The 24,154-nt window shown below is 43.5% G+C and carries 15 protein-coding genes and 1 rRNA gene; 6 read left to right on the top strand and 10 right to left on the bottom strand.

What is annotated here, in order from left to right; translation table 11 throughout:
* Positions 1-6 precede the first annotated feature (6 nt).
* From NXX38_RS03200 to NXX38_RS03180, 5 genes are all read left to right on the top strand, one after another.
* Positions 7-300 carry a PG0541 family transporter-associated protein gene (locus tag NXX38_RS03200; RefSeq protein WP_005675458.1) on the top strand — a complete coding sequence of 98 codons (294 nt, stop codon included), beginning with the start codon at positions 7-9 and terminating at the stop codon, positions 298-300.
* 115 nt (positions 301-415) lie between these two features.
* A complete protein-coding gene (locus NXX38_RS03195) occupies positions 416-1,807 on the top strand; it encodes an SGNH/GDSL hydrolase family protein (protein WP_258981856.1) in 1,392 nt (463 codons plus the stop codon).
* Complete coding sequence (locus tag NXX38_RS03190) at positions 1,761-2,711, top strand: SGNH/GDSL hydrolase family protein (RefSeq protein WP_371826263.1); 951 nt, start codon at positions 1,761-1,763, stop codon at positions 2,709-2,711. The genes NXX38_RS03195 and NXX38_RS03190 overlap by 47 nt, the downstream gene beginning before the upstream one ends.
* Positions 2,698-4,185 (top strand): MBOAT family protein, encoded by a 1,488-nt coding sequence (locus NXX38_RS03185; protein WP_258981854.1) that lies wholly within the window; start codon positions 2,698-2,700, stop codon positions 4,183-4,185. Before NXX38_RS03190 ends, NXX38_RS03185 begins: the two co-directional genes overlap by 14 nt.
* An 86-nt stretch (positions 4,186-4,271) precedes the next feature.
* Positions 4,272-5,276: an aldo/keto reductase gene (locus NXX38_RS03180; protein ID WP_258978601.1), complete on the top strand. Its 1,005-nt coding sequence runs from the start codon at positions 4,272-4,274 to the stop codon at positions 5,274-5,276.
* 32 nt (positions 5,277-5,308) lie between these two features.
* Here the strand turns inward: NXX38_RS03180 and NXX38_RS03175 are convergent, their stop codons facing one another.
* The 10 genes from NXX38_RS03175 to NXX38_RS03130 all read right to left on the bottom strand — a co-directional run bounded on the left by NXX38_RS03175 (position 5,309) and on the right by NXX38_RS03130 (position 20,782).
* On the bottom strand, positions 5,309-6,133 hold the full coding sequence (locus NXX38_RS03175) for a transposase (RefSeq protein WP_258978598.1): 825 nt from the start codon (positions 6,131-6,133) through the stop codon (positions 5,309-5,311).
* A 430-nt stretch (positions 6,134-6,563) separates the two neighbouring features.
* Entirely contained in the window at positions 6,564-9,302 is a 2,739-nt protein-coding gene (locus tag NXX38_RS03170; protein ID WP_409013801.1) for a glycosyl hydrolase, read from the bottom strand.
* A gap of 20 nt (positions 9,303-9,322) precedes the next feature.
* On the bottom strand, positions 9,323-10,141 hold the full coding sequence (locus NXX38_RS03165) for a hypothetical protein (protein WP_258978595.1): 819 nt from the start codon (positions 10,139-10,141) through the stop codon (positions 9,323-9,325).
* Positions 10,142-10,156: 15 nt separating this feature from the next.
* Complete coding sequence (locus NXX38_RS03160) at positions 10,157-11,401, bottom strand: glycoside hydrolase family 76 protein (RefSeq protein ID WP_258978594.1); 1,245 nt, start codon at positions 11,399-11,401, stop codon at positions 10,157-10,159.
* A 39-nt stretch (positions 11,402-11,440) separates the two neighbouring features.
* Positions 11,441-12,514 carry a SusE domain-containing protein gene (locus NXX38_RS03155; RefSeq protein WP_258978593.1) on the bottom strand — a complete coding sequence of 358 codons (1,074 nt, stop codon included), beginning with the start codon at positions 12,512-12,514 and terminating at the stop codon, positions 11,441-11,443.
* Between the two features lie 136 nt (positions 12,515-12,650).
* Positions 12,651-14,240 carry a RagB/SusD family nutrient uptake outer membrane protein gene (locus tag NXX38_RS03150; RefSeq protein WP_217722703.1) on the bottom strand — a complete coding sequence of 530 codons (1,590 nt, stop codon included), beginning with the start codon at positions 14,238-14,240 and terminating at the stop codon, positions 12,651-12,653.
* Positions 14,241-14,349: 109 nt separating this feature from the next.
* Entirely contained in the window at positions 14,350-17,403 is a 3,054-nt protein-coding gene (locus NXX38_RS03145; protein WP_234133947.1) for a TonB-dependent receptor, read from the bottom strand.
* A gap of 49 nt (positions 17,404-17,452) precedes the next feature.
* The gene (locus tag NXX38_RS03140) at positions 17,453-18,883 is read right to left on the bottom strand and encodes an L-fucose/L-arabinose isomerase family protein (protein WP_234133948.1); all 1,431 of its coding nucleotides are present in this window, start codon (positions 18,881-18,883) and stop codon (positions 17,453-17,455) included.
* 116 nt (positions 18,884-18,999) lie between these two features.
* The gene (locus NXX38_RS03135) at positions 19,000-19,866 is read right to left on the bottom strand and encodes an AraC family transcriptional regulator (protein ID WP_217722700.1); all 867 of its coding nucleotides are present in this window, start codon (positions 19,864-19,866) and stop codon (positions 19,000-19,002) included.
* A gap of 400 nt (positions 19,867-20,266) precedes the next feature.
* A complete protein-coding gene (locus NXX38_RS03130; RefSeq protein WP_217722741.1) occupies positions 20,267-20,782 on the bottom strand; it encodes an adenylate kinase in 516 nt (171 codons plus the stop codon).
* A gap of 1,709 nt (positions 20,783-22,491) precedes the next feature.
* Between NXX38_RS03130 and NXX38_RS03125 the strand changes: the two genes are divergently transcribed.
* A 16S ribosomal RNA gene (locus tag NXX38_RS03125) occupies positions 22,492-24,020 on the top strand.
* Positions 24,021-24,154 lie beyond the last annotated feature (134 nt).

Raw genomic sequence — 24,154 nt, 5'->3', positions numbered from 1 at the left:
AGAAATATGAAATCAGTATTGATAACATTCGACCAGGCTTATTACGAACGAATCATGGCGTTACTCGACCGTTTGGGATGTCGTGGTTTTACCTACCTCGAAAAAGTACAGGGGCGTGGTTCGAAGACAGGTGATCCGCATTTCGGAAGCCATGCCTGGCCAAGTATGTGTTCGGCTATCCTGACGGTAGTAGATGATAGCAAAGTCGATCCGCTGCTGGACACCTTGCATAAGATGGATTTACAGACGGAGCAATTAGGCCTGCGCGCATTTGTGTGGAACATTGAACGGACCATTTAAGAACGATCCGGTAGATAGATAAAAAGGAAAGGGGAATCTAATAAATAATGTAGATTCTCCTTTCTTTTTGTGGCTTTTATCTATCTTTGCGGTCGTTTTGGATTTTAGGAACATGATGGAGATAATAAAGAATTATTTGAAATATTCGTTGTGGTTTGTACTGATTGTATTTGCAGCCTTACTCGGGCTTCATTGGCTTCCGGTATTGACTATTGACGGACACACGATGAGGCGTGTAGACCTTTTGAGCGATCTTCGTTACCCCGAATCGGAGACTGCCGCAGCTGATTCGGACAGCATCCCTTTGCCTTCTGTTGTAAAACCGGCTTTTGTGGATACTTGCCGTGCGGGCATGACTTGCATAGAAGATTACAGTGATTCCACCCTCCGGGGAATGGCTCCTTTCTATGAAGCACTCGACCGTGTCTCTTCCGCTGACTCCGCTGACAAACAGGTACGCATTGCCGTATTCGGAGACTCTTTTATCGAAGCGGATATATTTACGGCCGACTTGCGCGAAATGCTTCAGAAACAATTCGGCGGTTGCGGTGTAGGTTTTGTCACCATCACTTCCATGACCAGCGGTTATCGTCCTACGGTGCGGCATACATTTGGCGGATGGTCCAGCCATGCGGTAACAGACAGCGTGTATTTCGACAAGAAGAAACAAGGAATTTCCGGACACTATTTCGTCCCCCGAAACGGAGCTTATGTAGAACTGCGCGGACAAAATAAATATGCCTCCCTGCTCGATACTTGTCAGCGTGCCTCCATCTTCTTTTATAATAAAGATTCTGTTCTTCTTTCTGCCCGTGTGAACAAAGGAGAAAACAAGAATTACTCTTTAGCTCCTTCCGATGGATTACAGCAAATTCAGGTGGACGGACACATCGGTTCTATCCGTTGGACAGTAGATCGTGCGGACTCTACCCTGTTCTATGGCTTGGCAATGGATGGAAAGAAAGGAATCATTCTCGATAACTTCTCGTTGCGTGGCAGTTCCGGTCTTTCCCTGCGTGGTATTCCGGTACAAATGCTGAAGCAGTTTAACCGCCAACGTCCTTATGATCTGATTATCCTCGAATATGGCTTGAATGTAGCTACCGAACGGGGGCGCAATTATGATAATTACCAGAAAGGATTGATTACTGCTATCGAGCATCTGAAAGAATGTTTCCCACAAGCGGGAATCCTGTTGTTGAGCGTCGGTGACCGTGATTATAAAAACGAAAACGGTGAACTCCGCACTATGCCCGGTGTCAAGAATCTGATTCGTTATCAGCAGAACATAGCTGCCGAAAGCGGCATTGCATTCTGGAATATGTTTGATGCAATGGGTGGAGACGGCAGTATGGCAAAACTCGTCCATGCCAAACCTTCTATGGCAAACTATGATTATACGCATATAAACTTCCGTGGCGGTAAACATTTGGCAGGATTGCTTTATGAAACCATGATCTATGGTAAGGAACAATACGACAGGAGGCGTGCTTATGAGAAGGAGTAATCTGCTGTTCATCTTTGTTCTTATTTTCTCCGGTCTGTTAAGTAGCCCTTGTTTTCTTACAGAAACAATTGCGCAAGACCGTATGCCTGTATGCCCTCCATTGGGAAAGACTGCAAAGCGGATAAAGCCTTTACGGGAAATGAATTGGGCGAATGATACGATCAACGTACAAATAGCCTTCCCTGCAGCTTTTCGCGAAACCGGACGGAATGAGATTATTGACAGCATTGCTCTGTTGGCTCCCGTCTTTGAACATCTCCGCCAGGTACGTGCCGGACTCTCCGAAGATACAGTCCGCATCGTTCATATTGGCGATAGCCACGTGCGTGGACATATCTATCCTCAAACCACCGGTGCCCGTTTGACAGAAACCTTTGGCGCCATTTCTTATATTGATAAAGGCGTCAACGGAGCTACTTGCCTAACATTTACCCATCCGGATCGTATTGCCGAAATTGTTGCCTTGAAACCCGAATTGCTGATTCTCTCTTTCGGAACCAATGAAAGCCATAACCGGCGTTATAATATAAATGTGCACTACAATCAGATGGATGAACTTGTGAAACTGTTGCGCGACAGTCTTCCTAATATCCCTATTCTTCTGACTACCCCTCCCGGTTCCTATGAAAGTTTCCGGCAACGGAGGCGTAGACGCACGTATGCCATCAATCCCCGTACGGCAACAGCAGCGGAAACCATCCGCCGTTATGCAAAAGACCATCGCCTGCTCGTGTGGGATATGTACGATGTAGTCGGAGGGAAGCGTCGTGCCTGCACCAACTGGACAGAGGCAAACCTGATGCGTCCCGATCATGTACATTATTTACCTGAAGGATACATCCTGCAAGGAAATTTATTATACCAAGCACTTATACAAGCATATAATGACTATGTTTCCCATTGATATAGATTTCAGTAGACTAAAAGAGGTACTTACCTACGATCCGCAAGCCCCGATGATATTCAGCAGCGGTATCTTCCTTTGGCTGTTCGCTGCTTTCATGGTGGTGTATGTGTTGTTACAACGTAAATACACTGCCCGTATCTTGTTTGTCACCCTCTTTTCCTATTATTTCTACTACAAGAGTAGCGGCACATATTTCTTTCTGCTTGCTATAGTCACCGTTGCCGACTTCTTTCTTGCACAGCTAATGGACCGTGCAGAGGGGTATTGGAAACGTAAAGGATTAGTCGCTTTGAGTCTGAGTGTCAATCTGGGACTTCTTGTCTATTTCAAATATACCAATTTCCTCGGTGGAGTGATAGCGTCATTGATGGGAGGAGAGTTTACCGCTCTTGATATATTCCTGCCGGTCGGTATCTCCTTCTTCACTTTCCAGTCGTTAAGCTACACCATCGACGTTTACCGGAGAGATATAAAGCCTTTGACCAATCTTCTGGATTATGCTTTTTACGTATCTTTCTTCCCCCAGTTGGTGGCGGGACCTATCGTGCGTGCCCGCGACTTTATCCCGCAAATCCGGAAACCTCTCTTTGTTTCGCAGGAGATGTTCGGCCGCGGAATCTTTCTGATCGTATCCGGTCTTTTCAAGAAAGCCATTATTTCCGACTATATCAGCATCAACTTTGTAGAACGTATTTTTGATAATCCTACTCTCTATTCGGGTGTTGAGAATCTGATGGGAGTGTATGGTTATGCTTTACAGATTTACTGCGACTTTTCCGGATATAGTGACATGGCTATCGGTATCGCTTTATTGTTGGGCTTTCATTTCAATCTCAATTTTAATTCTCCTTATAAGTCTGCTTCCATTACCGAATTTTGGCGTCGTTGGCACATCTCTTTGTCCAGTTGGCTGCGGGATTATCTGTATATCTCTTTAGGAGGAAACCGGAAAGGCAAGTTCCGGCAATATCTGAATCTTATCATTACCATGTTTCTGGGTGGATTGTGGCATGGCGCATCTTGGAACTTCGTTCTTTGGGGAACCTTCCACGGTGTTGCTTTAGCGTTGCATAAAATGTGGATGACCATCACCGGGCGCAAGAAAGGAGAACAAAGTCATGGTTGGCGGCGTGTGTTCGGAGTGATTATTACTTTCCATTTCGTCTGCTTCTGCTGGATTTTCTTCCGTAATGCCGATTTTCAGAACTCAATGGATATGCTGGGACAGATATTCACTACTTTCCGTCCGCAACTGTTCCCACAGTTACTTGAAGGATATTGGAAAGTATTCGCATTAATGTTGTTCGGCTTCCTGCTTCATTTTGCTCCCGATAGCTGGGAAAATGCAGCTTGCCGGGGAGTGATCCGTCTGCCTTTCGTAGGAAAAGCAGTATTGATGGTAGCGTTGATTTACCTTGTTATTCAGATGAAGAGTTCGGAGATTCAGCCGTTTATTTATTTCCAGTTCTGATCCGCCTTCTTTTTAATATCCGGTTGAAGCCGTAATTGGAATATTTTTCCTTTCTTTGTGAAAGGAAAATATAAACATTCTGCTTTATGGAAAACTCTTTCAGTTATCAGCCGGCAGCCGGTCGCTACGAACAGATGCCATATAAATATTGTGGCAAGAGTGGCTTGCAGTTACCCCTAATCTCTTTGGGATTGTGGCATAATTTCGGTAGTGTGGACAATTTCAATGTAGCAACCGACATGATTAAGTATGCTTTCGATCACGGTGTTACTCATTTCGACTTGGCAAATAATTACGGCCCCGCTCCCGGAAGTGCCGAAGTAAATTTCGGGCGAATCTTGAAAGAGAACTTTCAAGGCTACCGGGATGAAATGATTATCTCTTCCAAAGCCGGTCATGAGATGTGGGCAGGCCCTTATGGCGGAAATAGCTCTCGTAAAAATCTGATGGCGAGCATTGACAAAAGTCTCTGCCGGACAGGTTTGGAGTATTTTGATATCTTTTATAGTCATCGTTATGACGGAGTCACTCCGGTCGAAGAAACCATTCAGACATTGATTGATATTGTGAAGCAAGGTAAAGCATTGTATATCGGAATTTCTAAATATCCTCCCGAACAAGCCCGTGTTGCCTATGAGATGATGGCAAAAGCCGGTGTTCCCTGTCTTATCAGTCAATATCGGTATAGTATGTTCGATCGTGCGGTTGAGGCTGAATCACTTCCTTTAGCAGCGGAATACGGTTCCGGCTTCATAGCTTTCTCTCCTTTGGCACAAGGATTATTGACCGATAAATATCTGAACGGCATTCCGGAAGGTTCCCGTGCTGCCCGTTCTTCGGGTTTTCTTCAACAATCTCAAGTGACGCATGAAAAGGTAGAAGCTGCCCGTCAATTAAATGAAATAGCCCGCCGCCGTGGGCAAACGCTGGCTGAAATGGCTTTGGCATGGGTGCTGAAAGACGAAAGAATGACATCAGTGATTGTAGGTGCAAGTTCTGTGAATCAGTTAGCCGACAATTTGAAAGCGCTGGAACATTTGGAGTTCACGGCAGACGAGTTGAAAGAAATAGAGCAAATTTTACCCGGATAAATTCAGGCGCATCGGCAGATGTCCGTGGCAAGCTAACCAAAGATACGACTCACACGAAACAAGAAGAAAGTGTAGTCTGACACTCCATGTAGCTTCGCCCTGAATCTCTTCAATTTTGAATTGAGTGATTCGGCAGCAGCATTTGTAGATCGGTTAATGAAGTAATTCAATACCTGCTCCTCTCTGGACTTGATCAAGTCACGTGCGGCTTTCACTTCTCTCATAGTACATTCTGCCACTTTTTGATACCACCCGTGCAGTCTCTTTGTTGCTTCTTCCCTTGACAGCTTTGAACGGAAGACAGCCCGAAGCGAATCTACCAGTTCATAGGCTTCCTTAATTTTAGGGTATAACCCAAACAAAAGTGCAGCCCTTGTCTTTTGGCTGTCACTCCATTTGTCTCTGCTCATTGAGAGAAGATGCTTGCTTTTAGTGATTAGCTCCACCTTGGTCTCTCCATTGTCGAGCGTTGTAGGACGAAATGCAGAGTTGCCTCTTATAGGTTTACGGCCACGTTTCTTCCCCTTATATTTCTTCGGATGTCTCTTTCTGTAATACTTTCGCTGTTTGCGGTTGCGCTCCTGTTTCTTCTTAAAATCGGCACGCTCTTTGTTTTGCTCCGTAATGGCCAGACGTTTTTTCCGAAGACGGATTTCCTCCGTCGCGTCACGAGTGCGCTTGATGATATGGAAACAGTCTATCACTATGGTTGCATTTGGAAATGCTTTCTCTGCTCTTTCAGCTCTTTCAATTAAAGTATGATTGTGTAAGATTGATTCGTATATCTGATTCCCATATAAAAATGTTCCACCATGTACGCTAATCTTACGGGAAGCGGGCGGGATTTGGAGACACAATGCTCGTATTTCATTTTAGAGCTATCAAGAAATCTTTCTACTATTCTTTATGGGCAGTGATAATTGTATAGCTAGTCGCATTTACGGTCAAACATAAGGGGGCAGGGGGAAGCCTCACCCGCTATATATAAGCAATGGATTCAGCGGTGGACCGAAAGCATTTTTCAGTATCATCTCCCTATGCTGTTTATCTCACAGGGCTTCCGTACATTCACCGCAGGGCTTTCGTTCATATTCCGAATCCCTTTCGCTCGCGTGCGGAAAGAATGAAAGATAGATAATATATTAATCAGCTGTATAGCAAACACTTATCAAACATAAACAATATATTATCTAACAAGAAGGCTCTAAGAAAAAACGCAAATGCCGAGACATACGCTTGAATTAAGTTCAAGACATACATCCCGACACAATGATTTTACCAACAAAATCACTCAGTCAACAGAATCCTAACAGGACCCAAGATGCCCGATTCAAGAGAACCACAATAGCGGGAAGGAGTCGAGCTATAGTGATTGCCTGAAGTATTTATCACAAAGACCTCGATCAAATTATCACCTTGATTCACTTTATCTGAAATGTCGAATACGTAGGGAGCTGCCAATCGCAAGCCCACTTCTTGTCCATTTACCTTCAGCCGAGCAGTAGAAACCACCTTACCCAAATCCAACATCATCTGTCCTTGTACAGGTTTGTCTACCTTAAGGTGGTATCGATACCATGCACCACCGGAATACTTCGTCAATCCTTCTATTTGCGACCAATCACCTATTCTGATGATTCCTTCCGAGCAAACCTGTTCGATCGGTCCATCAATAACACTACCATCGGCATATCCCCATGGCTCGTCTACCTTGATTATCACTCGTGAAGGTTCGAGTTGTTTCTCTGGCAAATCGGCTCGAATCATCATTAAGCCATCTGTATATGTTTTCAACACATTCATTTTGGCCTCAACTCCATTGACCGTAACTTTTGCTTTTCCATACGAAGAGAACAGCAGAGATTCCAGTCCTGGAGCAGAAAGGAAGGTAAAACGTCCTTTTGTATCAGCCTGCTTACGCGTATCAAATAATAACAGAGACCTATCACCACGGAACTTCATCCGAAGAGGAGTCTCAGCAAGTGTACGTGCTTCAATGTCCGGTTCTGCTTTCCGAAGAGCAAAGCGTGAAACTCCGTAGCTGCTGAAATGCAACAAGATTTCATTAACTCCTTTTTTCAATTTCAAAGCAGAAACATCTGAAGTCTTTTCTCCATTCAGATAAATCGAGGCTGGGCGCATTTCTCCATATTCGGCCATATACATACCTTCCTCCGGTGCCATCACACGTGTAAAGAAATAATAGTTTTGTTCACCATTATCCTCCTTCATACGTTGTATTTCATTGGCATTCCACGTGGGCACTTTCTTTCCGACACGGATAAAATCATCATACATTTTAGCCTTCAGGCCATGCCATCCCTGGTGTCCGTAATCATGCTCCACACCCCATCTCCAAGAGAATTCATAGGGTTGCCATGTGTACTGGACTCCATTGACATTGACCATAAATTCATCTTTTGTCAACGATGTAAGAAGTTTCTCCGGCTCTATTTCCAGGACTGCACCCAGCATAAGCATCTTTGTACCAAATGTAAATGTACGCATGACGGGCTCTCGGCCTAAATCATTCGTGTAGTTAGCCTGGTATATCATAGCCCCCACTTTTCCATTATAAGCTGGCAATAAGAAGTCACCGTAGGTATTATCAAGGGTAGGAACAATCTCAAAATTCCACTCATCATTCAATAACCGTCGTTCTTTCATCTGCTTCTCGGCCATAGGCTCTGCGACCTGAGCTTTTCCTTTCGGATCGAAACAAATGACATAAACGTCACTTGACTCTTGCGACACGTAGAGCACTGTACCTTCTTTTGTCACACGCTGAGCAGAAATGGAGCGAATCGTGCCATCCCACGGATTCCACAAAGTGACTGCACCGTGTGCGCGGAAGAAACACTCTCCACCTTTCGATACATTGTATACAAAATAGAAGTCCTTGCCGTCAATATAACGATGTTGGAAATAGGGAATATCCTTGACCGGATAGCCGGATAGCACTCGGAAGTCGCGAGGCATACTTCGGTCAATAATTTCAGTTACCTGCTGATAATTGTCAACTTGATATATATTATTCTTGCTATCATCATTAAAAATGGCTTCCAACAATTTCTCCACAGGTTGAGTCATACGTCCTTTTTCTGTCGCTTCCGGACGTTCACCAATGTTAATAATAATTCCACCATTGCGCTTAAACTCCAGTATTTTCTCTAATGACGAATGACGAATGGCCTTCATCGAAGGAATGACAAGCACCTTAAAATGCTCGCCTGCAATGTTCAGGCACTGATTCTTCACTTTACAGCGAGCCAATGACTCATAGTCCATGAAATCGAAATCAAATCCATTTCGATACAAATAATCACCTGCATCAAAGGCCGTCTTCACACAATCATCGCCATAGCCTGCCACTACCGGCTCCACAGGATAGAGCACAGCTACGTCAGCCCGATGATACCCTTGAGAAAGAATATAGCTCAATCGCTCCGTACAAGTGAGCAATGGTTGCATTTCTTCCCAATAAGCCTCATGGATATGATTACATGGAGGTGCCCACTCCCACCAGCCGCCCATTGTGCTGTAATAGAAACCATGCAGACTCAGAATATTTTGCCCCAATGCGTAGTTAGCAAATATAGCATCATACAGTTGGTCGGTATTGGTTGACCATCCACTGCTATGGAATCCTTCCAACCAAACCCGTTGACGTTCGTACAAATGCGAGATAGAGGCTGCCACTTTATCCTTGACTATATCTTTCTGAATGTAGGGTTGGTCACATCCCGGAGCCTGATTCCAACGTTGAGTCCGGAAATAATCACCAAATTCCCCCACATCCTTTCCTCGACCGCCATGGTCACAACCAAACAATAATCCCCTTTCATTATGCCAATTGTATAACGGAATAAAGAAATTCTCTTCACTCAGGCTGACAAGCACATCATTGAAATCAAGACGAACGGCAGGAGTTTTTTCGCCTATATCCATGTATAAAGCATCCAGCAAAGGAGCTACGTCATAACCTTTCCGCTTCTGAAATTCTGCTCTAAACGTATCGTTCCACAAGAATCCGGAAAGGTTAAAGCTCAACTCATCAGAAAAAAGAAGTTCAATCCCGATTGAGCAGAATTGGGAACATGATCCTCAAACTTCTGGAAGAAATGGCGCACATAACTCTTTCCCGAGCGAGGATTCATCGGATCTAATGAGGGAATTACCCGCTCGGCACGAACTTCGGATACAATCATCTTGTCCCAACCGGAGTTCCATTCCACCTTTCCATTCTTGGCACATGACAACAGTTCCTTTCCCGGCAACTCAAGTTCTCCATTTTCCTTCAGCTTATAGGCTGTTAAAGAGAGAGGGAGCTGTTCGTATTCATGAGAGAATTTTCCACCGACAATCGTATCACGGCTAAATTGAAGTTTGGAACCGTGCAAAGACGGGTCTTCGTTCAACATATCATCTACGTAAGACCCCTGCCCCACGCCCAATGTGTAATCGCTCAAGCTGACGCTCATATTCCGCTTCTTTGCTTCCTCAAGAAACCACTTGAAGAGTTCCCACCATTCATCTGTAAAAATGGCAGGCTGAGAAGGAAGAGTCTTACCATAGGTAATACCTCCCCTGTCACTGTGAGCATAATTGATTTGCAAGCTACTAATATGCATATCTTTCAGCTTGTCCAAATGCCACGAGAGGTGCTCGCGAGTGATTGTATCTCCCATCCACCAATAGAAAGGAACTTCTCCATATCCCTTGGGAGGAGTCTGGAACTTTCCTTTAAGGTTGGTTATTTTGTCTCGCTCGGGATATCCCGGTGGAGTCGACTGCGCAATAGCGCAGTCGACAGCTGTCATTCCCAGGAAATAAAGGCCGATAATGGATTGTATAACTTTCTTCATTCCTTATACCTAATATTAGTTACGTATTTTACCGTCTCTTTGATAAAGTGCAATAGATGCAAATGCTTCCAGATACACACTTTGATTAATCAAGTAGCTGATGTTACCGGGATTGTTTGCATCGCCTTGAATGTTCTGATAGAAGAAACCTTCAGCCGTCCGTTTATTCTTGTATACCCAAGTAACATAACTAGTGTATGCGTTAATGTATTGTTTAGCACGTGAATAATAAGGAGCTAAAGCCAAATAAGCACGGAACAACTTTATGTTAGATCCTGTGAATTCCCCAGGGAAGAGCAAAACACCGTCTCCATATACTACGAAATGATTGAAAGAAGCATCTGCACTCAGAATGGCATTGTCCAAATACATACGGTCGCCAGTCAGTTCGTAAAGCAACACGCCACACTGCATCACCATTCCTGTAATTGCAGGGTCCTTTGCCTTATTGATCGTTCCGTTGTCTTGAATATCACCCCAATAGAGATAATCTTTATCTTGCAACACATCGGTCATCCAATTATATACACTTGTTGCTGTGCCCAATATGCTTTCATCTTTCATCCCATCCGGACATGCCTTATAATATTTCAGCAGAGCCACGGTAAACGGACCATTCGTACAAATGGGTTTGTATTTTTTGCCATTGGTCGGGTCGCGACGTGCTTCATTCCACCAAACTCCTCCGCTCAGTTCGTCATCCAAACCTGTATAAATGAAATCTATAGTAGCCTTTGCCTGTTGCAAATACTTCTCATCCTTGGTCTTTTCGTAAGCATCAACCAAATTAATTGCTACCCAAGCGTTGTCATCATAATAGCGGTCGCCCGTTTTATTTCCACTATTCACTTCACCAGCTGTTCCAGATGAGTAGCCAGGTGTTTTATACTCCACTCCAGTGAAATAATGGATACCATTTCCATCGGGTTGCCAATAACGTTGGTAGTTTTCCACTCCATACACATAGTTGACATCGTAACCTAAATCATCCATTAGTGTCACAGCCGACATATACCAGTCGTACGGCCAAATGAAAGAACAAGCAGGGTCATTGGATTTTTTTGGCGCATTCTCCTGCATAAGCCCCTTATGCGTTCCGTCCGTAATCCGATAGTTCTTTTCGATTATATCAAACACTTCCTTAGCGATTGCGCTATAATCCATCTTTGTTTTACCGCCGGAGACAACTTCATCATCCGTATCTTCGCACGAACAAAACATAAGTGGCAGCGTGCACATCAGTAACAATATTCTTTTCATAATGATAATCTATTAATCGTTTCTTTTAAAGTTTTCGTCTTACTCAGCAAGTTCAATAGAGTGGTACATTTTACCATCTTCTCCTGCGAAAATATTAATATGGCACAACTTGTCACGGAACACATCGCGCATCATCCAGAACACATCACGATAGTAGTTCCACAGTTCCTTATCGTTTATCAAGAAATAAGAAAGCGGAGTGGAATTAGTAGGTGCATTTGCCTGCTCGTTGTTACGCCAATGATATTCTGTTCCGTTCACCTTAGCTACAAAATAGTAGCGTCCGTCATCGTGGTATTCGCCAGCGCCCCACCAAGGATTACGATGTATAAAGTTCGGAGTAACAGTCAGCGTAAACACTCCGCCTTCGGTGTAATAGAAAGGTGAAGGTGCGTTGTAGCCGTTCGATTCGTCAGCTCCAAAGACTTGGTCTGTATCACGCCAAATAGCCCTCAGCTCCGTTACAGTTCCAAAACTCAAAGAGTTGTTATTCAAATCTACGATGATTCGAGTAGCATACTCGTCCGTAGACGTCACCTGTATAGAGCCTTTTCCTTCTTGATAGATATTCTGAACATTGTTGAAATAAATTTGAGTGGCTGTTTCGTTGGTTCCATCTTTCAGATAGATTTCTCCATCTGTCAACTTGGTATAGATGACAAACACACCTTCTTCTCTCTTACCGAATATACGTCCACCTTGTCCTCCATTCTCCGTGGCACTTCCATAAAGGTAAAGTTTTTCAGGCATCTCTGATAATCCGTTATAACGAGTTATTTTAATCTCCTTTCCCGGTTTATACAATTCACTTTTGTCTCCTTTTGACGTTCTTACTGTCCAGATTACACCGACCGTTTCACCCGGCTTAGCTCCTGCCAACTTAGCAATATTATTCAGTTGAGCATGTTGCATCGTCACTCGTTTAACACCACCCAAATCGCCTACTTGGGTATAGAGCGGAGAAGAGAAATCTCCCCCTTTTTTGTCGAACAGGACTTCATACTGTACATACATTCCGTCATCGGCACCACCGCCTTCCCAACTGAACAACACTTTCTTAGTCGACCCGGATACAAGTGTAACCTCTTCGGGTGAGAAGATTTCGTCCGGCAAGGAGAAATTGATATTCAGTTCACCATAATCTTCCGCACATGAACACAGTATGGAAGTTATAAATAGAAATATCGCTATCTTTTTTCATTATTGTTTCGTTTAAACAGATGAATATAAAATTGAAATTCTCTTAGGTTTACCAATTGGAGTTCTGTCCCAAATTCTTGTTAAGTAGTCTTTCAGCTTCGGGAACAGGCCACAAATAGTGTTTGTTCTTATCAAACTTTCTTTTCTCTATGATACGATATCCGTTCATCATGATAGAGCCAGATTCTCCGGTATATTTGCCCAAAGCATTTCCGTTGAGCACATCTTCTGCAATCCTCCAACGAATGATGTCGGTGTAGCGCAGTCCCTCCAAAGCCAATTCGCATCTTCTTTCACGACGCACAATATCAATCAATTCTTCTTTCGACTTGGATGACGGGAAATCCAATGCTCCAGCTTCTGTAAATCCTGCTCTTACTCGCAACGGACGGATGGTCTTGTTCCAAACTTCCTCAGTGAGTTTGTTTTGCTCGGCCATAGCCTCTGCGTACATCAGCAGAATATCAGCGTAACGCAGGTAGATGATATTCAGTCCTGAGCCATTACCTCCAGCCACTAAATTGTAGTCATAATACTTCCGTGTGTAATATCCCGTAGGAGTGGCTCCACCATTGGTAAAGGCTTGGTCTCTTCCGGATTCCGTGTCAATCGGTGATCCTCCGGGATAGCTGTGTCCATGATAAACAATCGTTGAAGCCAAACGCGGGTCACGATTTTCAAACTCATGTGCAAGAGTCCATCCCGAACCGTCATCTGTACGCTGCTTTCCGTTCAGCATAATATAATCATCTACCAAAGACTGGAGAGGAGCTACCACGCAGTAACCACCCATAGTGGGAGGCATCATATCCAGGACATTGCTATGTTCTCTGACTGATCTTGCATATTGCACATCGATGATTACCTCCTTGCTGTTTTCATTATCGGGGCTAAAGATCTCCTCGTAAGTGGAACACAATTCACATCCCGAATCCTGCATGAATTGCTTCGTAACCTTTTCCAGTTCCGTCCAATTGTTTTGGCTCAGATGGATACGAGCAATCATACCCATAGCTCCCCACTTCGTAATGCGTCCGAGGTTGTTTGCATCATACGATTCCGGCAACATATCGTTATCCAGCACTTCTTGCAACTCAGCCAATATATTGTTGATTACCGTTTCCTTGGGAGTACGTCCGATAGACTGTGATTCTGGAATGGTCAGTGTATGCGTAAAGTAAGGTATATCCCCAAAACGTATCACCAACTCATAGTAAGATATAGCCCTCAGCACCTTGGCTTCGCCGATGTATTGTTTCTTCAGCGTTTCGCTCAATCCCGGGACTTTATCAATATTGTCCAATACTTTGTTACAAAGTCTAATACCTCCATATCTTCCACTCCAAACACCGCGCACAAATCCATCTTCCACCGTAAAAGTACCGTTTCCGATAAATGCCGGATAGCTGGCATCGCTCTTGTTGGAATAGGCATTATCACTCATGGCATCCCTATAGAATATCTCATGAGGATTTGTCAGCCAAGGATAACAGGTATTTATTGCTATTTCAGCCGCATTGGGTTTGCCCCAGAATGTTAGGTCTGTATCTGTATCATAGGGAGTAGTATCTATGTCTACACATGATGTTGTCATGATTAAAGAGCACAATGATGCTATTTTGAATATATTATTCTTCATATTGTTTCTATTTAAGTATTTAGTTCTTTAGTCCTTCTTCTGTAAGTTCTTGCAACGCTACAGCTCTGAAGTTAGCGACTCGCGAACTCATCATCTTACAAACTTATAATTAAAACTTAAGATCGACTCCTATCGCGAAAGTCTTAGTCACAGGATAAGTACGTCCTGAACCTTCTCCAAACTCAGGGTCCCATCCAGTATCCAACATTTTAGAGAATGTGAACGGATTCTGAACACTGGCGAAGACGCGCAAATGCTGTGCAAAGAATTTCTTCACGATGTGGTGCGGGAATGTGTATCCCAACTGAATGTTCTTCACGCGGAGATAGGCTGCATTCTGAAGCCAGAACGTAGAGTTCTGATAGTTATTGGCTGCTTCGGCAATGGTCGCTGTCAGACGCGGATAGCTGGCGTTCGGATTGGTTGGTGTCCAACGGTCAATGTGTCTGTTCAACACTGGACCAGTGTTATTGTTGTGGAAGGCTTCTACTGCTTCACCTCTCAGCCATGCTGTACGTTTTGCTACACCCTGCAAGAAAATGGCAAAATCAAGTCCTTTCCACTCTACGTTGTAATTGAATCCGAAAGTATAGCGCGGATCACGCGTGCCCAGCACAAACTTATCGTTTTCGGGAGTTATCGAACCGTCACCATTTTTATCAACAAACTTGATGTCACCCGGTTTCACATTAAATGAAGGAGTGGCGCTTTCGAAGATTTCCTCTTCATTCTGGAACAGGCCGTCTGCTTTGTATGCATAGTATGCCCATATCGGAGAGCCTTCGCGCAAGATGTTAATGTTACTGATTTTTTCCTCACCACGCAAGCTAACCACTTTGTTTCTACTATCAGAAACATTGGCAGCCAATTTGTGATGAACTTCGCCTGTATTGAAGCGGTAATTCACGTTCAATTCCCATCCCTTAGTGCTTACGATACCGGCATTTTGATTGGGGTCTCCACCTCCGTATGTTGTAGGAGTGGGAAGTTGGAGAAGTATATCTTTAGTCCTATTGAAGAAGTAGTCAAATGTCACATTCAAGCGATTATCCAAGAATCCCAAATCGACACCGACATTAATCATACGGGTGATTTCCCATTTTAGCATTTCGTTTGCTGTTCCGTAGCCCAACGTCATAACCGGTCTGTCACCGAACATATATCCGCTGGGAGAAGTTGAAATAACCGATTGATAACTGTATCGACCGATACGGTCGTTACCCAGCATACCGATAGAAGCTCTCAATTTAGCAGAAGGAAGGATGCTGCTCAATTGGCTATCTTGATAGAATTTCTCTTCAGACATTCTCCATCCCAATAGCAAAGAAGGGAATACTCCGCTACGTCTGCCTTTTTTAAATTTAGAAGAATGGTCGTTACGGATGTTGAAGTCTACCAAATAACGGTCATCATAGTTGTAAGTAGCTCGTCCAACAACTGAGTACAGCGCATCGTCTCCGGCTCCTCCAGAGTTAGTCATACGCAAGGTTTCTGAACCTACCACTTCACCTCCGAGCACATCGTATCCGGCTTCCGGAATTTTAGTACCATCTGCTCCACGGTCAGTATAAATACTAGAATCATGATTACCCTCATAAGCAAATCCAGCCATCACATCAAAAGAATGTTTGCCAAACTGACGCTGATAATCCAAGAATACGTTGGTGGTCAATCTGTATGTACGACCTGCCGATTCACACATCTGCCAAGAGATATCGGTAGAGCTTTCTTCGATAATGGCATGACGATTAGTGTGAGAACGAGTATTGTTGATATTGGTTCCGGCAGATGCTTTCAAGGTCAACTTATCAAAGATATTCCATTCACCATTGATAACGCCACCGACTTCATCGTAAGAACTGAGGTTATATCCACCTTTTTCCAATCGACCCAACGGGTTGTGTGCGTACGACTGCGGATATTGAATTTCATCTCCTATCTTAATCTCATAGATAGGCGGAGTACGGACAGACTGCTCAATAATCCACTCTTCCCAATAAGCAGTGCTTCGCGTTTCTCTACGATTATAGAACGTATTTACACTAAATTTCAGTCGTTTATTGAACTCATGTGACAGATTCAAACGAACATTGAAGCGTTTTGCGCCGAAATTGTCATTGTTGACAAACAAGCTCTCTTGGTTGCCGTAAGCAGCAGACAGGTAATAGGTGGTTTTATTCTCTCCACCCGTCAGGCTGATACTGTGAGTCTGCATGGGAGCATTGTTCTTATAGATATGATCTATCCACTTACAGTTAGGAGCAGTTCCATTCTTAAAAGCGGCAATCTGATCAGCCGTAAACTCCGGAGCAAGTCCAGAGTTAATCAAGGCTTCGTTACGCAACTCTGCATACACCCATGAATCCGCTAAATCTGGCAATCCGGTAGGGGTATTCCATCCGTAACGGAATTCATAGTTAATGCTTGACTTTTTCGGTGCTCCTTTTTTAGTTGTAATCAGGATAACACCGTTTGCTCCACGTGAACCGTAGATAGAAGCTGAAGCATCTTTCAATATTGATATCTGTTCAATATCACTGGTGTTAAGAAGGTGCATATCTCCTTCAACTCCATCAATCAGCACCAACGGATTGTTATCGTTCAGTGTATTGAGTCCTCGAATGTTGACATTCAGCGTCGAGCCCGGTTTAGAGGTAGGCTGCGTGATAATCAGGCCCGGTGTGGTTCCCTGCAAGGCTTCAGTTACCGAGAACACCGGTTTACCTTCCAGTTGTTCTATATCAACCGTAGCTACTGCACCTGTCAGGTTAATCTTTTTCTGAGCAGAATAACCAATGGTCACCACTTCGTCCAATTTATTCACATCTTCTGCCAGTCCGATTCTGAGATGCGAATTGTTTCCCACTGTTTTCTTAACGGTTCTGTAACCTACGTAAGAGACTTGAATTACATCTTGCGATTGAGCCTTTAGCGAGAATGTTCCATCCATTCCGGTAATCACTCCGTTGGAAGTACCCTGAACGGATACCGAAGCTCCGATTAACGGTTCATTGCTGTTTTCATCAAAAACAAGACCCGTAATCACTCTTGTCTGTGCCAGACCTATGGAAGGCAGGCAAAATAGCATCATGACGGCGTAGAAGATTTTCCAAGTATATTTGTATCTTTCTACCCCATTACTGTTGATTTCTTTTAACTTCATAAGGCTTTTAAATTAGGTATTAGCATAATATGTTTTGGTATTCTCTGTATCAGCAAACCCTCACCACAGGGATATTCAGCAAGAAGGCCACTTTTTCCAGTTTGTCTGCCACATGGGCGACTCCGATGGCGCAATGATGAGAGGGACCCGCCTTGCTCCATTTATCCATAAAGACCCGCGCGCCGCAGCTGAAGCGGTAGCGGCTGTTGGTGTTTCCTATCTGAAGTGTGGAACCTTCCACCGATTCGCCCTCGGCGACGAGCAGGAACACACCGTCTTTTCCTTCACAAACAGACAGGAAGGTGACGTCTCCATGCTTGACACTCATCTGTATGGAAAGGCCTTTTCCCGGCTTTCCGTGGTAGATAGGGAGGGGAACCAGTTTCACCCGACCTTCGGCTATGGCAAAATGTGCCGGACCATCGTGTCCCCACATGACCACATCGTCGTTGAAATCCATGGCATAGGGCTCTGAGAACGAACCACCTGCACCCAGCAGCGACATGATTTTCATCGCTTGCACATTCTTCACTTCGCATTCACCGGCCACAGGAATTCCCTTTCCGGTAAGCAATGTGTTTCCTGCAATAACAGAGGTCACGATGTTCTCATATTCATTGCCGGAATAGCCTTCATAGTAGTAGGCCATAGATCCAAGATTGTGTGCAGCTATCAGTTTGTCCAAAGCAACGGATGTACGCGCAGCGCGTTCCAACTCATAAGCCTCACACTCTGCCACGACATCAAACTTATCGTTGAATTCCTGCAACTTATCCTTCAACTCGTCCTCTGTCACTGCATCACGATAAGCTTTCAGTTCGCACATCTCCACCTGTTCGATATGGGTGCCAAACACGGCGGATTGCATCGTGGTGTCCGTATACACGTCCAGCATACCGCAATAATAATGTCCGAGAATGCCCATGCGGTTCTCACGCATGCCTTTGACAGCACGTGCTGCGTCAATCCATGCTTCGATTTCTTTCCACACTGCGTCTTCCTGCAAGTATCCGGTGATGATGTCATAACGGATGCCGGCCCGATTGAACACACAAGCAAACTCCGGTGTGGAACATGCCTGACAGTGGGCAAGCCATTCGTCGGTCATTTCGCCACGATCACCCATATTGTTAATATAAGTGTAGTCGATGGCAGGGACAGGTTGTACGTTCAACAATACGACCGGAACTTTGACGCGCTGTGCGATAGGTAGAAGTGTAGACGACAAGGCGTATGTCGAAATGAAGATGAAAGCAATCTCCACTCCATTGTTTTGCAAGAGGGCAGCGGCATCCACTGCCTTTTGAGGTGTATCTACCATTCCGGCATCTACCACATCGGCACGGAGTCCATTCATTTTCTCCTTGATTTCTTTCTGATAGCCCTGCAAACGGGGAAGGAGCCCTTTGAATTGTCCCCAATAGGTATCAAGACCCACTCCGATTAATCCAACTTTAACAGTCGATTGCGTTGTTTCCATACATATTTGCGTTTTTAAGTTCGTTTGTACGCGCAAAAGTAGGATGGAATTGGAATGTAGAACCTTGTTTTTTGATTTAAGACCCTTGTTTTTTGAGAAAGCTATTTTAAAACATACTATTCCCGAAAATCGCTCGGCTTCTTGCCCATTCTCTTTTTGAACAGTGTGGAGAAATAATCGGGTGATTCGAAGTTCAGCGAGTAGGCTATTTCTTTGATGGATAGCGAAGTGGTACAGAGCAACTCTTTGGCTCGTTGCAGTTTCAAGTCTTGGAAATAGTGGGCGGGCGACAATCCCGTGTATTCCTTGAACTGTTTCCGGAAGGTAGAATAGCTGAATCCCAGCCTATCGGCAATTTCTTGTATGGTGAGCGCGGTTTCCATCTCTTCACGCATGATGATACGCGCCTTGTCTATCTTTTCAGACGGCAATCGGTTCTTGTTCAGCTGGATATTCCTATCCAAGCTATACATCAGTCCCAAGAGATGATTGGTGATTCCGGCCAACATTTGCTGAAAGTAGGCTTTCTCATGTTCCGCTGCTTCGATGGCCTTCCGATAGAGATGAATGATTTCATCGTTCACCCCGACATCGAATATCGGCGATTTTTTCCGTAGGAATCCTTGCTGCACTCTATTGTCTATGTTTGTCCCCTTAAAGCCTATCCAATATTGCTTCCAGCCGACATTGACGTCCGGAGCATAAGTATGCCACTCATCGGGGAACAGCAGAAACATCGTCCCTGCCTTGACAGAGGTGGTCTCCACGCTTTGTGTTCTGAATGTGCCACTTCCTTCGGGGATATAAACCAACTGATAATCTTGTAACACTCGTCCTTTCTGAGGGTCGAAATAGTAGCCCTGCTGATGGTTGGCTGTGGGATATTTCATTCCTTTACCAATCGTTTCACATCCCACGGTAGTGATGGAGAGCCCCCACAGTAGATCGCGTTCATTCTCTACGATGTATTTTATTTCTTTCATGGTTCGTATTTTTAAGCCGACAAGGGAACTGCGTTTTCTGACTTATCAATCGGTTTCGCAAAGCTACAGAATTTCACCCAAAGAACCATAAATTTTGCTAAAAATTTGTTCCATCTGTGAACGATAAAAATAGGGGGAAAATAGGAAAGCCCTTCCACTCGCGTCCCGAAGCCCTGCGGCTGACGAGCGAAAGGGCTGCGGGGCAATTGCCTATTTAGAAACTGTTTTGATTTTATCGTCTAATGGTTTGAGATGCTTTTTCGAGGTATATTTTTCAACTTGATGAGGAAGATAGCGGGCTATCTGACGAAGAAAATTGGAAAATAGAACTAAAAAATTCAGCCTGATTCATATTTCAGTGGGATCTTAAAGTTTGAGTAATTTTTGTGTTTCTGGAAGATTATATATTATCTACATTTACTTGATACCCCTTGTCTATCAAGATGTAGTTATACCCTCTTGATATGCATTGCTCTAAATTGTGTCTATTAGTTTTACTCATTTCTTCAAAGGGAGTATCTGTTGACAGTCTTTTTTCTATGATACTCTCATATTTTAAAATGTCCTGAAAATTGTGTTTTATGTATTCTTGGCTAAATATGAGGCAGATGTATTTCATTTGTTGCGTGTATTCTTCTGTAAAGTCCTTTTCCCAGCCAAAAGGGATATAGCATCCTTCGATGATTATATTTTGAGAGTTCTCAATACAGTTTTTTATGATCTCCTTAATAATAGGCCATAGGTAATCTGTGAGTTCAGAGTCGCTACTTTCGGTAGAGAGTTTACATTGTCCGCTTCTGATAAGTCCCATTTTTAAGTGGTCTATTGATAAATAGGGATATTGGTATTTCTCCAGCAGCTTTTGTGCTAATAGAGTTTTCCCGGTGTGTGTATCTCCTGCAATTAGAATAACCATAATTTTATATAATGTATATCTTTCCAAATGTTTTTCGCTCTATTTGCAAATATGGGAAAAGTTCTGTTCATTACGGTGCATACTAGAAATGATTTTTCGTTTTCATTTCTCATGTTCTCATAATATACGTAATAATCATCTGTAAATCAGATATGTAATACTATGAGAAATAAAATAGGAAATGGTATTTCTCATAGTATTACCAGCATTTTGTCCACAAAACAAGGTGTTTCTCATAGCTTTTCAAGGCATTTCTCATAATCTTTCGTAGGGCAAAGAGGCTTTTGTAATAGATTCAATGCTACATATTCAGTTCTGTATTGATTAATAATATATTATAAAGCGTTTCTGGAAGTGTATGGAGTAGGTATTCGTATGTTTTCCTACCGGTATCTGAATCGTTCCACTAGAGTGGAAAGGTCTGTTCACTAGAGTGGATAGAACCGTTTACTCCAGTGCAATGATCTGTTCACTAGAGTGCAACGATACGAATAGTGGTAGGAAGAAATAACAATGATTAGGGAAAAACATAAAGGTATAAGGTGAATAACATACAGGAAAGCAGTAAATAGCAAGAAGTTGCTTAATAAAACCGAAGAAGGAAAGGAGTAATCGTAAATCCGACAAAAGTCCGGAAAAACTACAGTTATACTGTATGAGAAATGAGTAAAATGTATAGACGGAGTATGAGAATACTATGAGAAATGGTTTAAACCCTATGAGAAATGCTCTATTTTACGGACTAAATCATGAAACAGCTATGAGAAATGCCCTTTTGTATTTTATTTCTCATAGTATTATATTCTTGATTTACAAAAGATTATTGTGCATGTTATGAGAATATGAGAAATGAAAAAGAAAAATCCTTTTCAGTAAACTGAAGATTCTACGTATCATTCTCATACCAGTATCATATTAAGGAATCAAACTAAGGAATGGAATCCACTATAAAACCACTATCTCTTATATTTGTCTTTCTTTCCTCTTATTTTAATGAACTGATTCTTTAATTGCTCCCTAACGCAAACTGATCCCCGGCGCACTTACGCGCCCGCGTGTGATATAATAATGTGTATTTCTCTTCTTGTTTCCGCGCACAATCTATCTGTAACTTAAAAATATGTTCTACAACATCGTTCTTCCTCAGCACTTTAGCAAATGTATTCAAAAATAATTAGAAAAAATAGTTTGATATATTTGGATTGTATACCAAAAGGGGCTACTTTTGCACCCGCTTTCCAAGAGAAGAAAGCCTTGAAAAATTGACTTAGTGAAAAAGCGGAATCCCACTTAAAGAAAAGAACAAAAAACTTCCGAAAAAGTTTGGATAATACTGAATAAAGTTCTTATCTTTGCAGTCCGATTCGCAAAGAAAACCGGCGAGTTCTTCTTTCATACATTCTTTCCCTTTCGCATAGAGAGCCAGAGAAAATAAAGTAAAAAGAAAAACTAAAAAAAAACTTCCGAAAAAGTTTGGTAGTTAAAAATAAAGCCCTTACCTTTGCACCCGCTTTTAAAACGAAAGCAACAAGTTCTTTGAAATATTGATAAACAATACAAGTAGTACAAGTAAAAATAGAACCGTCAATACTTGTCTTATTCAGTAGCGATACAGTTAAGACTAACAGGTATTTGAATAAGGTCAATAAAATTACGGCGTCCTGAACAGAGCAAAAAGATCATCTTAACGGATGATAAAAAATACTTTTACAATGAAGAGTTTGATCCTGGCTCAGGATGAACGCTAGCTACAGGCTTAACACATGCAAGTCGAGGGGCAGCATTTCATTTTGCTTGCAAAGTGAAGATGGCGACCGGCGCACGGGTGAGTAACACGTATCCAACCTGCCGATAACTCGGGGATAGCCTTTCGAAAGAAAGATTAATACCGGATAGTATACGAATATCGCATGATATTTTTATTAAAGAATTTCGGTTATCGATGGGGATGCGTTCCATTAGTTTGTTGGCGGGGTAACGGCCCACCAAGACTACGATGGATAGGGGTTCTGAGAGGAAGGTCCCCCACATTGGAACTGAGACACGGTCCAAACTCCTACGGGAGGCAGCAGTGAGGAATATTGGTCAATGGGCGCAGGCCTGAACCAGCCAAGTAGCGTGAAGGATGAAGGCTCTATGGGTCGTAAACTTCTTTTATATGGGAATAAAGTTTTCCACGTGTGGAATTTTGTATGTACCATATGAATAAGGATCGGCTAACTCCGTGCCAGCAGCCGCGGTAATACGGAGGATCCGAGCGTTATCCGGATTTATTGGGTTTAAAGGGAGCGTAGGTGGATTGTTAAGTCAGTTGTGAAAGTTTGCGGCTCAACCGTAAAATTGCAGTTGAAACTGGCAGTCTTGAGTACAGTAGAGGTGGGCGGAATTCGTGGTGTAGCGGTGAAATGCTTAGATATCACGAAGAACTCCGATTGCGAAGGCAGCTCACTAGACTGTCACTGACACTGATGCTCGAAAGTGTGGGTATCAAACAGGATTAGATACCCTGGTAGTCCACACAGTAAACGATGAATACTCGCTGTTTGCGATATACAGTAAGCGGCCAAGCGAAAGCATTAAGTATTCCACCTGGGGAGTACGCCGGCAACGGTGAAACTCAAAGGAATTGACGGGGGCCCGCACAAGCGGAGGAACATGTGGTTTAATTCGATGATACGCGAGGAACCTTACCCGGGCTTAAATTGCAAATGAATATGTAGGAAACTATATAGCCGCAAGGCATTTGTGAAGGTGCTGCATGGTTGTCGTCAGCTCGTGCCGTGAGGTGTCGGCTTAAGTGCCATAACGAGCGCAACCCTTATCTTTAGTTACTAACAGGTCACGCTGAGGACTCTGGAGAGACTGCCGTCGTAAGATGTGAGGAAGGTGGGGATGACGTCAAATCAGCACGGCCCTTACGTCCGGGGCTACACACGTGTTACAATGGGGGGTACAGAAGGCAGCTACCTGGTGACAGGATGCTAATCCCAAAAACCTCTCTCAGTTCGGATCGAAGTCTGCAACCCGACTTCGTGAAGCTGGATTCGCTAGTAATCGCGCATCAGCCATGGCGCGGTGAATACGTTCCCGGGCCTTGTACACACCGCCCGTCAAGCCATGAAAGCCGGGGGTACCTGAAGTACGTAACCGCAAGGAGCGTCCTAGGGTAAAACTGGTAATTGGGGCTAAGTCGTAACAAGGTAGCCGTACCGGAAGGTGCGGCTGGAACACCTCCTTTCTGGAGCGATGTCGTAACTGTCACCTAAACGTGACAGCCACTTAAAGACTTTAAAGGTTCTGTTTTTTGTACTACTGGTACTTGTTTATTTATAATATATAGATCAACCATCTATAGAAGTATAGATAGAGATA

Origin of the sequence: Bacteroides sp. BFG-637 (genome assembly GCF_024793605.1) — a bacterium.
Lineage (GTDB): Bacteria > Bacteroidota > Bacteroidia > Bacteroidales > Bacteroidaceae > Bacteroides > Bacteroides vicugnae.
The sequence above is the reverse complement of the archived record's forward strand: the minus strand, read 5'-3'. Positions and strand labels throughout refer to the sequence as shown.